This is a genomic window from Pseudoflavonifractor sp. An85 (assembly GCF_002161235.1).
GTDB lineage: Bacteria > Bacillota > Clostridia > Oscillospirales > Oscillospiraceae > Enterenecus.
Genome location: NZ_NFHE01000009.1, coordinates 64,665 through 76,915 on the forward strand (window position 1 = coordinate 64,665; position 12,251 = coordinate 76,915).

Annotated in this window: 10 protein-coding genes; 9 read left to right on the top strand and 1 reads right to left on the bottom strand. The window is 60.8% G+C overall.

What is annotated here, in order from left to right:
• Together B5G37_RS06290 and B5G37_RS06295 are read left to right on the top strand one after the other, a co-directional pair.
• On the top strand, window positions 1–741 hold the full coding sequence (locus B5G37_RS06290) for an ABC transporter ATP-binding protein (protein WP_087255565.1): 741 nt from the start codon (window positions 1–3) through the stop codon (window positions 739–741).
• Window positions 742–919: 178 nt separating this feature from the next.
• Window positions 920–2,521: a CTP synthase gene (locus B5G37_RS06295; RefSeq protein ID WP_087255641.1), complete on the top strand. Its 1,602-nt coding sequence runs from the start codon at window positions 920–922 to the stop codon at window positions 2,519–2,521.
• Between the two features lie 50 nt (window positions 2,522–2,571).
• Here the strand turns inward: B5G37_RS06295 and B5G37_RS06300 are convergent, their stop codons facing one another.
• Window positions 2,572–3,639, bottom strand: a complete 1,068-nt coding sequence (locus tag B5G37_RS06300; RefSeq protein ID WP_087255568.1) for a branched-chain amino acid aminotransferase — start codon at window positions 3,637–3,639, stop codon at window positions 2,572–2,574.
• 369 nt (window positions 3,640–4,008) lie between these two features.
• Here B5G37_RS06300 and B5G37_RS06305 point away from each other — a divergent pair, with 369 nt between their 5' ends.
• From B5G37_RS06305 to lepB, 7 genes are read left to right on the top strand one after another with little or no spacing between them, the layout of a single operon-like run.
• Window positions 4,009–6,030 carry a DHH family phosphoesterase gene (locus B5G37_RS06305; RefSeq protein ID WP_087255571.1) on the top strand — a complete coding sequence of 674 codons (2,022 nt, stop codon included), beginning with the start codon at window positions 4,009–4,011 and terminating at the stop codon, window positions 6,028–6,030.
• 43 nt (window positions 6,031–6,073) lie between these two features.
• Window positions 6,074–6,523: a 50S ribosomal protein L9 gene (rplI, locus tag B5G37_RS06310; protein WP_087255573.1), complete on the top strand. Its 450-nt coding sequence runs from the start codon at window positions 6,074–6,076 to the stop codon at window positions 6,521–6,523.
• Between the two features lie 36 nt (window positions 6,524–6,559).
• Entirely contained in the window at window positions 6,560–7,918 is a 1,359-nt protein-coding gene (dnaB, locus tag B5G37_RS06315) for a replicative DNA helicase (protein WP_087255576.1), read from the top strand.
• Window positions 7,918–9,225 carry a tRNA lysidine(34) synthetase TilS gene (gene tilS / locus B5G37_RS06320; protein ID WP_087255579.1) on the top strand — a complete coding sequence of 436 codons (1,308 nt, stop codon included), beginning with the start codon at window positions 7,918–7,920 and terminating at the stop codon, window positions 9,223–9,225. The genes dnaB and tilS overlap by 1 nt, the downstream gene beginning before the upstream one ends.
• Window positions 9,218–9,760 (top strand): hypoxanthine phosphoribosyltransferase, encoded by a 543-nt coding sequence (gene hpt, locus B5G37_RS06325; RefSeq protein WP_087255582.1) that lies wholly within the window; start codon window positions 9,218–9,220, stop codon window positions 9,758–9,760. Before tilS ends, hpt begins: the two co-directional genes overlap by 8 nt.
• 34 nt (window positions 9,761–9,794) lie before the next feature.
• Window positions 9,795–11,672 carry an ATP-dependent zinc metalloprotease FtsH gene (gene ftsH / locus B5G37_RS06330; RefSeq protein ID WP_204217875.1) on the top strand — a complete coding sequence of 626 codons (1,878 nt, stop codon included), beginning with the start codon at window positions 9,795–9,797 and terminating at the stop codon, window positions 11,670–11,672.
• The gene (gene lepB / locus B5G37_RS06335; RefSeq protein ID WP_087255584.1) at window positions 11,665–12,246 is read left to right on the top strand and encodes a signal peptidase I; all 582 of its coding nucleotides are present in this window, start codon (window positions 11,665–11,667) and stop codon (window positions 12,244–12,246) included. The genes ftsH and lepB overlap by 8 nt, the downstream gene beginning before the upstream one ends.
• The last annotated feature ends 5 nt before the right edge of the window (window positions 12,247–12,251 follow it).

A 12,251-nucleotide genomic window follows, 5' to 3' on the forward strand; every position in this document is an offset into this window, starting at 1 on the left:
GTGAATAAGCTGGAAGTACGAAACGTCAGCCTGTCCTTTGGGGACAAGCAGGTGCTGCGCAACGTCTCCATCCACCTCAAGGAGGGGGAACTGGTGTGCCTGCTGGGCGTGAGCGGCGGAGGAAAAACCACGCTGTTCAACGTCATTTCCGGCCTGCTCCACCCCGATGAAGGGCAGGTCTTTCTGGACGGGGAGGATGTGACCGGGCAGCCTGGGCACATCAGCTACATGCTGCAAAAGGACCTGCTGCTGCCCTACCGCACGGTGGAGGACAACGTGGCCCTTCCCCTGATGCTGCGGGGGGTGAAGAAGAAGGAAGCCAGAGCCCAGGCTGTGGCCCTGTTCCCCCAGTTTGGGCTGGAGGGCACGGAAAAGATGTGGCCGGGTCAGCTGTCCGGCGGCATGCGCCAGCGGGCAGCTCTGCTGCGCACCTATCTCTTTTCCCGCAATGTGGCTCTGCTGGACGAGCCCTTTTCCGCTCTGGACACCCTGACCAAGGGGGCGGTGCACGAGTGGTATTTGAAGGTGATGGACGAGATTCGCCTCTCCACCCTGTTTATCACCCACGACATCGACGAGGCCATCCTCCTCTCCGACCGCATTTATCTGCTCATAGACGGGCAGGTGGGGGAGGAGATCGTGGTGGAGGCCCCTCGTCCCCGGCATGTGGATTTCAATCTGACCCCGGAATTTCTGGAGTACAAGCGGCGCATCATGGCAGCCCTGCACGCCAAAGGCTGAATCTGTCTGAATTGGATGAAAGAAAACCCCTGCCCCACCCGGAAATTGGAAGGCAAATGCCTTGACGAATTCCGGGGGGCGGGGGTAAAATATTGCGTATGATTTTTTGACAGGGCCGGGCAATGGGGTCTGGCGCAAGGGCGCATCTTCCTGTCCGAAGGAGGAAGCACACATGGCTATGAGCACAAAATTCATCTTTGTCACCGGCGGCGTGGTGTCTGGACTGGGAAAGGGGATCACTGCCGCTTCCCTGGGTCGTCTGCTGAAACAGCGGGGCCTGCGGGTGAAGGTGCAGAAGCTGGACCCCTATCTCAACGTGGACCCGGGCACCATGAGCCCCTACCAGCACGGCGAGGTGTTCGTCACCGACGACGGGGCGGAAACCGATCTGGATTTGGGCCACTACGAGCGATTTATTGACGAAAACCTCACCTTTAACTCCTCGGTGTCCTCGGGCAAAGTGTATTGGAACGTCCTCAATCGGGAGAGGCGGGGAGATTACCTGGGAGGCACGGTGCAGATCATCCCCCACATCACCAACGAGATCAAGGCCAACATCTACTCCCTGGAAGGCCCCGACACCGACGTGGCCATTGTGGAGATCGGCGGTACCGTGGGCGACATCGAGTCCCAGCCCTTCCTGGAGGCCATCCGTCAGGTGGCTGCCGAGCGAGGCCGGCAGGACGTGATGTTCATTCACGTCTCCCTCATTGTCTCCATCCCCGGCTCTGGAGAGCTGAAAAGTAAGCCCACCCAGCACTCGGCCAAGGAGCTTTTGAGCCTGGGCATTCAGCCCGACGTCATCATGTGCCGCAGCGACGCCCCGGTGCCCCAGGAGATTCTGGATAAGATCGCCCTTTTCTGTAACATTCCCGTGGAAAACGCCATTCCCAACCTCACCGCCGATATCCTCTACGAGGTGCCTCTGATGCTGGAGCGGGAGGGACTGGCCAACGTGGTGGTGCGCCGCTTGGGGCTCATTTGCCACGCTCCTGACCTCACCGAGTGGGCCACCATGGTGCACCGGGCCAAGAACGTGAAGGACACCGTGGAAATTGCCCTGGTGGGCAAGTATGTTTCCCTCCACGACGCCTATCTGTCCGTGGTGGAGGCCCTCACCCACGGCGGCATTGAAAACGACGTGAAGGTGAACATCCGCTGGGTGGACTCGGAGACGGTGACCGAGGACAACGCCGCCCAGATTCTGGCCGGGGTTCAGGGCATTCTGGTGCCCGGTGGCTTCGGGGACCGTGGCGTGGAGGGTAAAATCAATGCCATCCGCTACGCCCGGGAGAACAACATCCCCTTCCTGGGCATCTGCCTGGGTATGCAGCTGGCGGTGGTGGAGTTTGCTCGGCATGTGTGCGGCATGACGGATGCCCACTCCTCGGAGCTCAACCCCGCCACCACCCATCCCGTCATTGACCTGATGCCCGATCAGGTGGGGGTCACCGACCTGGGCGGCACCATGCGTCTGGGCAGCTATCCCTGCCGCCTGCAGGCGGGCACCCGGGCGGCTGACATCTACGGCACCCTGGACATCCAGGAGCGCCACCGCCACCGCTACGAGTTCAACAACGCTTTCCGGGAGGAGTTGACAAAGGCGGGCCTGGTGCTCTCCGGCCTGTCTCCCGATGGGCGGCTGGTGGAGATGGTGGAGCTGCCCAACCATCCCTGGTTTGTGGCAGGCCAGTTCCACCCCGAACTGAAATCCCGACCCAACCGTGCCCACCCTCTGTTCCGGGGCTTTGTAGGAGCGGCCAAGGCCTATCAGAAATAAAAAGAGCAAAAAAGGACGCTGCACCCAGTGTGCAGCGTCCTTTTTGAATCTTATTCTACAGGTACCACCCAGCCGTGGGTGTCGGGCAAGGTGCCCCACTGGATACCGGTGAGGGTGTCGTACAGCTTTTGGGTCAGCGCGCCGATGTTGCCGCCGCTGACCTCTACCTTCTGCTCCTCCCAGGCCAACAGGCCGATGGGGGAGACCACAGCGGCGGTGCCGGTACCCCAGGCCTCTTCCAGGGTGCCAGCCTTGGCGGCATCAAACAGCTCTTGGGCGGTGATGAGCCGCTCCTCCACGGGGATGCCCCAATCCTTCAAAAGCTCCAGGCAGCTCTTGCGGGTGATGCCGGGGAGCACCGAGCCGGTGAGCTGGGGGGTGATGACGGTGCCGTTTACCTTGAACAGCACGTTCATGGCGCCCACTTCCTCGATGTACTTGCGGTGTACGCCGTCCAGCCACAGCACTTGGGAGTAGCCCTGGGCCTCCGCCCGCTCTCCGGCCCGAATGGAGGCGGCGTAGTTGCCGCCGCACTTGGTGTAGCCGGTGCCGCCCTTGACGGCGCGCACGTCCTCACTCTCCACGTAGATCTTCACCGGGTTGATGCCCTCGGGATAGTAGGCGCCCACGGGGCAGCAGATGATGGCGAAGAGGTAGCTGTGGGAGGCGTGGACGCCCAGGGAGCAGTCGGTGGCAATGATGAAGGGGCGGATGTACAGGGAGGTACCCAGCTTATGGGGTACCCAGGCCTCGTCCACCTTCACCAGAGCCTTGACGGCCTGGACAAAATCCTCCTCGGGGATCTCGGGGATGCACAAACGCTGACAGGAGGAGTTCAAACGTCGGGCATTCTCCACCGGGCGGAACAGCTGCACCTTCCCCTCGGGGGTACGATAGGCCTTGAGCCCTTCAAAAATCTCCTGGGCGTAGTGGAATACCATGCAGGAGGGCTCCATGGACAAAGGGCCGTAGGGTACCACCCGGGCATCGTGCCAGCCCTGGCCGGCATCGTAGTTCATCAAAAACATGTGGTCGGTAAAGGTCTTACCGAATTTCAGGGTGTCAGGGTCGGGCAGAGGCTTGCGCTGAGCAGCCAGGTTCACTTGAATATCCAGCATGGAACTCGTCTCCTTTACACAGTAAAGCGGTAAAAGCATCTGGTGAGAAGATTGCGCCAACCGAGAAGACCGGCTCGCGCAGAAGTTCAAACAGGCAAATACCTACTATGGATGATGGCATTTATTATAGCAACTGCAGGCATAATGTGCAATGGCATTTTTTCCGAATCTGCCCAGCCATACCAGTCTGCTTCCATTTTCATTGCCATTTCTCCATCCCTTCCCTTGTTTTTAGAGCGGGAATTTGATATAATGATTCATCTATATGGGATTTTGTATTTTCATGGGGATTTGGGGCAAAATGAGGCCCAAACACCCGGAAGGATACCGTTGAAATCATACATGTTGGGACAAAAAGGAGTGGATGAGATGAACCAGACATTGTCCCGATTGCTGGGCCCCCGATTTGGCCTGTATTTTTTGGTTATGATTGTCTTTGCCGCCATGACTGCCCTAATGGGGGAGACGGAGGTGGCGTTGGGACAGGCGGCGGTGGTGCTGGTGCTTTACCTGGTGTACCTGCGGGCATCCTTGCAGCGCCGCCGGGAGGCCACCCGTTATCTGGATCAGCTGTTGGGCAGTGTGGACGAGGCCACCCGGGACAGCACCTTGAACTGCCCTCTGCCGGTGGTGATGTTCCGCCCGGATACCGAGGAGATCGTGTGGTCCAACGACCGCTTTCTCCACCTGTCTGGGGACCGGGGACGGCTGTTTGACACCAAACTCACCGACTTAGTGCCTCAGTTTGACAGCCGTTGGCTGCTGGAGGGCAAGCACGAGTGCCCCCACGAGGTGCCTTTGGGCCGTCGCCGCTACCAGGTGTTTGGCAACGTGGGCCGCACCCAGGAGGATGGCCGGGAAAGCCTGCTGGCCACCACCTATTGGCTGGACGTCACCGAGGCCAGCAATCTGAAGGAAATTTACCAGGCCACCCGGCCTGTGGTGGCCATTTTGTTGCTGGACAACTATGAGGACACCATCAAGGGGCTGCCGGAAAACGTGGCCTCCAACATGCTGGCGGAGATCAACCAGCGCTTCACCCAGTGGATGGGAGATGTGGGTGGTATCTTCTGCCGCCTGGACCGGGACCGCTTCCTCTACATCTTTGAGGAGCAGTACTTGCAGAGCTACAAGGAGGAGAAGTTCTCCATTCTGGACAGTGTTCGGCAGGTGCAGACCCCCAGCGGCATCCCCGTGACCCTGTCGGTGGGGCTTGGCGTGGACGGGGAGACCCCGGCAGAGCTGTTCCGCTTTGCTTCCCTGTCCGTGGAGATGGCTCTGTCCCGTGGCGGCGACCAGGCGGTGGTGAAAAACCGCTTCAACTTCGAGTTCTTCGGCGGACGGGCCAAGGAGACGGAAAAGCGCACCAAGGTAAAAAGCCGCGTGATGGCCTCCGCCCTGGGCGAGCTGGTGGCGGACGCCTCCTGCGTGTTCGTCATGGGCCACGCCGCTGCCGATATGGACGCGGTGGGCGCTGCCGTGGGTGTGTGTGCCATTGCCCGGAAAAAGGGCGTGCCCCACTACATCGTCCGGGAGAGCGGCCCCACCCCCGCCGACCAGCTGTACCGGAAGCTGGAGGGGATGGAGCAGTATAAAAACCTGTTTTTGTACACCCAGGAGGCCCTGTTGAAGGCGGATTCCCGGTCCCTGCTGGTGGTGGTGGACACCAACCGTCCCGAGCAGGTGGCCAGCCGAGAGGTGCTCCAGTCCTGTAACAAGGTGGCGGTCATCGACCACCACCGTCGGGCTGCCACCTACATCGAGGGGGGCGCGCTGTACTTCCACGAGCCCTATGCCTCCTCCACCTGCGAGCTGGTCAGCGAGCTGCTCAGCTACCTCATGGAGCCGGGAGATCTGCTGCGGGGCGAGGCGGAGGCCATGATGGCGGGCCTGATGCTGGATACCAAAAACTTCACCATGCGCACGGGCGGGCGTACCTTTGAGGCCGCCGCCTTCCTGCGCCGGGCCGGCGGCGACACCGGTGAGGTGAAGAAAATGTTCCAGACCGACCTGGCCGACACGGTGGCCAAGTATGGCATCATTCAAAACGCCAAAATGTACCGGCAGGACATCGCCATTGCGCCGGTAGACCACACCGTCAATCGGGTCACGGCTGCCCAGGCAGCCGATGAGCTGTTGAATATTGCTGGTATCAACACCTCCTTCGTGCTCTACCCAGACGGAGACCGGGTGGTGGTGTCGGCGCGCAGCATCAACGACACCAATGTCCAGGTGATTTTGGAGGCTCTGGGCGGCGGCGGCAACGCCGGAGCAGCCGGAGCCCAGATCACGGGGCAGACGTTGAAGCAAGTGACGGAATCCCTCATGGCCACTCTGGAGCGGTACTTCAAGACCGACGACCCGGAGGAGATGGGGGAAGAGGAGGAGTAACGTCCTTCTTTTAAGCAAACAATTTATCTAGGAGGAACACATCATGAAAGTGATTTTACAACAGGACGTGAAGGGCCACGGCAAGAAGGGCCAGATGGTGGAGGTTTCCGACGGGTACGCCCGCAACTTCCTGCTTCCCCGCAAGCTGGCGGTGGAGGCCAGCGCCGAGAACATCAACACCATGAAGATGCAGGACAAGGCCCGCCGTGCCAAGGAGGCCGAGGAGCGCGCTGCCGCTCTGGAGCTGTCCAACCATCTGAAGGAGTGCCCGGTGAAGATCGTGGCCAAGGCTGGCCAGGGCGGCCGCCTGTTTGGCTCGGTGACCAGCAAGGAGATTTCCGAGGGCCTCAAGGAGCAGTACAACATCGACATCAACAAGACCAAGCTGGTGCTGGCCGACCCCATCAAGGCCTTTGGCACCTACGAGGTCAAGTGCAAGCTGGGCTATGAGATCACTGGCACCGTCCGCGTGATGGTGACCGAGCAGCAGTAACCTTACACCTGTAACACATAGCTGGGAGGGATGAAAATGGACGAATTGAATGGCTTGCGCATGCCCCATTCGGTGGAGGCGGAACAGGCAGTGCTGGGCTCCATGCTCATCGACGACCGGTGTATTCCCGACGTGGTGGCCCGGCTTACCCCCGATGACTTCTATCTGCGCCAAAATCGGGAGTTGTACCAGGTGCTGTTCACCATGTTCAACCGCTTCGAGACCATCGACCCGGTGACGGTACTGGACCGCATGAAGCAGGCGGGGGTGTACGACGAGAACACCTCGGTGGGTTACCTGCGCCAGCTCATGGAGATCACGCCCACGGCGGCCAACGTCATGGAGTATGTGAACATCGTCTCGGACAAAGCCCTCCTGCGCCGGGTGGGAGAGACAGCCGGGGAGCTGGAGGAGATGGTGCGCAGCGAAAGCGGCACCGCCCAGCAGATTTTGGAGGCCGCCGAACAGCGGATTTACGCCATCCGCCAGGGCCGTTCCGCCCAGGGCATGGCCCACATCGCCACGGTGATGAGCCAGGTGTGGGAGACCATCAAGGAGCGGCAGGAGAACGGGGCGGAGTTCCCCGGCATCTCCACCGGCCTCATTGACCTGGACCGCCGGATTTCCGGCTTAAACAACTCAGACCTTTTGATTCTCGCTGCCCGACCCGGCATGGGTAAGACCTCCTTGGCCCTGAACATCGGCCTGGAGGCGGGCAAACACTCGGGCAAGAGCGTGGCCATTTTCTCCTTGGAAATGAGCCGGGAGCAGCTGGGTCTGCGCCTGATTTCCACCGAGTGCCTCATTGACAACAAAAAACTACTCACCGGCCGCATTGTGGGGGAGGAGGAGTGGTCCCGACTGGCCATGGCCGTGGCCACCCTCAGCCAGGCCAACATCTACATGGATGACGACTCCTCTCTGTCTGTAGCGGACATGAACGCCAAGTGCCGCCGCATCAAGGATTTGGGTCTGGTCATCGTGGACTACCTCCAGCTGATGACCTCCGCCGGAGGCCCCACCCGGGCCAGCGACAACCGCCAGCAGATCGTCTCCGACATCTCCCGTTCCATGAAGCTCATGGCTAAGGAGCTCAACGTGCCGGTGATCTGTCTGTCCCAGCTGTCCCGTGCCAATGAGAGTCGCTCGGCGGGCCAGCGTCGCCCCATGCTCTCCGATCTGCGTGAGTCCGGCTCCATCGAGCAGGACGCCGACATCGTCATGTTCATCTATCGAGAGAGCTACTACGAGGACGACACGGAGAACCCCAACGTGGCCGAGTGCATCGTGGCCAAAAACCGCCACGGCGAGACGGGCACCGTCATGCTGGAGTGGCGGCCGGAGTTCACCACCTTCCGCAATCTGGCCTATAACTACGACGAAGAGGACTACTGATGGGCTTTTCCTATCATCTCATTGCCCCGGGGGACAAGGTGCTGTGCGCTCTGTCCGGGGGCGCCGACTCCATGTACCTGCTCTGCCGTCTGGTGGAGGGGGCAGAGGAGGGCGGCTACCAGGTGGGCGCAGCCCACTACCACCACGGCATCCGGGCCTCCTCCGCCCAGGAGGAGGAGTTTGTCCGCGTCTGGTGTGAGTCTCACCACATCCCCCTTTTCGTGGGCCACGGCGACGTGCCCCGGGAGGCTGTCCGCAGGGGGCAGGGGGTGGAGGAGACCGCCCGAGCCATGCGCTACGCCTTTCTCTACGAGACCGCCCGCCGGGAGGGGTACACCCTTCTGGCCACTGGCCACCACGCCGGGGACCAGGCAGAGACGGTGCTCATGCACCTGATCCGCGGCTCTGGTCTGCGGGGTCTGCGGGGCATTCAGCCCCGGCAGGGGATGCTCATCCGGCCTATGCTGGAGGTGACCCGGGGAGAGGTGGAGGCGTATGTGAGCCGATATCACGTCCCCCATGTGGAGGACGAGAGCAACGCCGACCCCGCCTACACCCGCAACCGGGTGCGCCATGAGGTGTTGCCCCTCTTGGAGCAGCTCAACCCCCAGGCGGTGCGCCACATCGCCCAGGCGGCAGCTAAGCTGCGGGAGGATGCCCAGCTTCTGGACACCTTGGCCCAGGATGTGACCGGGGTTACGGAAGAAGGGGACGGGGTAGTGCTGGACATTCCCCAGCTGCTGGCCCAGCCCAAACCCTTGGTGATGCGGCGTCTGGCCCAGATGCTCACTCAGTTGCACATCCACCCGTCCCAGACCTATCTGGATGGGCTGTATGGGCTCATGGCAGAGGGGCAGAGCGGGGCACGGCTGTATGTACCTGGATACACCGCCCGAAAAAGCTGGGACTACCTCACCATCACCCCGATGGGAGAGGTGGAGGAGCTTTTGCCGGTTGCCCTGAAGGACGGATGCACGGTATGGGGAGAATGGCGGGTGGAATGTCACCCGGCGGTATGTCCCCAAACCCCTGGGAAAGGGCTGTGGCTCACACCCGGGGACTATACCCTTCGCTCCCGCCAAGTGGGGGACACCTTGCAATTACCCAAGCGACCCACCAAGACGGTGAAAAAACTCATGATGGAGAAAAAAATCCCCGCTTCTCTGCGCCAATTCCTTCCGGTGCTGGCCCAGGGGGAGCGTGTGGCAGCGGTGGCGCTGTTGGGGGTGGATGCGGACTTTCTGGCGGCCCCCGGACAGCCTGCCCGATATATTACCATAACAAAGGAGAACGAAGACCATGCATGAACACGTGGAATCCATTCTGTATAGCGAAGAGCAGCTGAGGGAGCGGGTGAAAGAGCTGGGCGCACAGATCACCGCCGACTACGCCGGGAAGGAGCCTGTACTGGCCTCAGTGCTCCGTGGCTCCTACATTTTCATGGCTGACCTGACCCGGGCCATTGACCTTCCGGTGACGGTGGACTTTATGGCCGTGTCCTCTTACGGGGCCGGCACCAAGAGCTCCGGTCAGGTGGAAATCAAGAAGGACCTGTCCGACTCCATCGAGGGCCGGGATCTCATCATTGTGGAGGACATTCTGGACTCGGGCAACACCCTGTACTACCTCATGGAAATTTTGAAGGCCCGCAAGCCCGCCTCCATCCGTATCTGCACCCTGATGGATAAGCCCGAGCGGCGCACCCAGCCCATTGTGGCCGACTATGTGGGTTTTGAGATCCCCGACGCCTTTGTGGTGGGATACGGCCTGGACTACGCAGAAAAGTATCGAAACCTGCCCTATGTGGGCATTTTGAAGCCCTCCGTCTACGGCGGGGAGTGAGCCCCAGCGGGGAAAAAAGGAGCTGTTTTCAATTTTGAATCGTGGAAAACAAATTCGCAGCGCTGTGGTGTACGTGGTGCTGGTGCTGCTGCTGGTGTGGAGCTTTGTGGCCTTCCGCAACACCCAACAGCAAAACTATGTCACGTACAGCCAGGTGCGCACCTACTTTTTGGAGGAGCAGGTGGCTGCTTTCCAGGTGTCCGATAACCAGACCCTGACCATGCAGCTGCAAAACGGGGAGAAGCGGTATCACCGTCTGGCGGATGTAGACCTGTTCTACAGCGACCTGGGAGATGAGATCGCCCAGCAGCAGGCAGATGGAACGTTGAAGGACTTTGACCTGGAGCCCGCCTATGAGATGCCCCTGTGGCTGCAAATCACCATCCCCATTGTGGGTACTGTGGTGGTGGTCATGGTGATCTGGGGCGTGATGGCTATGCGCCAGCAAAACGCCCAGGGTGGTCAGGGCGGCATGAGCCGCTTTGGTAAGGCCCGCACCGTCCAGGGGGATGGCACCGTGAAGGTTACCTTTGCGGATGTGGCTGGTGCCGACGAGGAGAAGGCCGAGTTGCAAGAGCTGGTGGACTTTCTGCGTAACCCCCAAAAGTACATTGACCTGGGCGCCCGCATTCCCAAGGGCGTGCTGTTGGTGGGTCCTCCGGGCACCGGTAAGACCCTGCTGGCCAAGGCAGTGGCCGGGGAGGCGGGGGTAAAGTTCCTCTCCATTTCCGGCTCTGACTTTGTGGAGCTGTACGTGGGCGTGGGCGCCTCCCGTGTCCGCGACCTGTTCGACCAGGCCAAGAAGGAGTCTCCCGCTATTGTGTTCATTGACGAGATCGACGCTGTGGGCCGTCAGCGTGGCGCGGGCCTGGGCGGCGGTCATGACGAGCGAGAGCAGACCCTCAACCAGCTGCTGGTGGAGATGGACGGCTTTGCCGCCAACGAGGGGGTCATCGTGTTGGCCGCCACCAACCGTCAAGACATTCTGGACCCTGCCCTGCTGCGCCCCGGCCGGTTTGACCGCCAGGTGTATGTGGGCCGTCCCGACATGAAGGGCCGAGAGGAGATTTTGAAGGTTCATGTTCGGCGCAAGCCTTTGGCCGAGGATGTGGATCTGCGGGAAGTGGCCCGGGAGACCACCGGGTTTACCGGGGCTGACCTGGAGAACCTGATGAACGAGGCCGCCCTGCTGGCTGCACGGAAAAATCAGCCCTTCCTTACCCTGAAAGACATTCAGGAGTCGGTGATCAAGGTGATTGCTGGCCCTGAGAAGAAGAGTCGGGCCCAGCTGGAGGAGGATCGGCGCATCACCGCCTACCACGAGGCGGGCCACGCCGTGGTCAGCCATGCATTGGTTACCCAGGACCCGGTGCATCAGATCACCATTGTCCCCCGTGGTCAGGCCGCCGGTATGACCATCAACCGGCCTCAGGAGGACCGAGGCCATGTGAGTCGCCAGCAGCTGTGCGAGACCCTGTGCACCCTGTTGGGTGGCCGGGCCGCCGAGGCCCACGCCCTGGGATTTGTGTGCACCGGCGCCATCAGCGACCTGCAGCGGGCCTCTTCCATCGCCCGGGACATGGTCACCAAGTACGGTATGAGCGAGAAGCTGGGGCTGGTCACCTTCTCCTCCGAGCATGACGAGGTATTCATTGGCCGCTCCATGGCCCAGGCCAAGCCCTACTCGGAAGAGACCGCCGCCCTCATTGACGGCGAGGTGAAGCGCCTGCTGGACGATGCCTACGCCCAGTGTCAGGACATTTTGAAGCGGGACAGCGACAAGCTGGAGCTGGTGGCCCGCTATCTGCTGGCCTTTGAGACCATGGATGCCGATACCTTCCAGATGGTATATGACGATCCCCAGGCTCTGGCCCAACAAATCCCCGCAGAGGAAGTGGAGAAACATGGATGATGAAGTGCGGGAGGTTGTCACTCCCCCATCCAGAACCCAGAAGGACACCTCTCTGGGGTATGAATTGTATTTGAACGTTCGCACCTTGGTGTTTGTACTGGCTGCCCTCATTTTGGTGTTCACCTTTGTGGTGCGCATCATTGTGGTCAGCGGCGAATCCATGGAGAACACCCTGCAAAATGGAGATTCCATGCTGGTGTGGTGCCTGGGCTATGAGCCCAAGCAGGGGGACGTGGTGGTGGTGACCCAGCGGTCCTACCAAAACGACTCCCTGGTCAAGCGGGTCATTGCCACGGAAGGCCAGCGGGTGGACATCGACTATGAGACCAGCACCGTCTATGTGGACGGCGTGGCCTTGGAAGAGCCCTATATCAAAGAGGCCATGCAAATACCCATTTACGGGGAAGGTGTCAACCATGTGACGGTGCCGGAAGGGTGCATCTTCGTCATGGGAGACAACCGCAACGACTCCGCCGACAGCCGTTACCCGGACATCGGGGTCATTGACACCCGCTGCGTCATTGGCCGAGCGGTGATGGTGCTCTTTCCCTTCCAGGACTTTACCCTGTTGTGATGGAA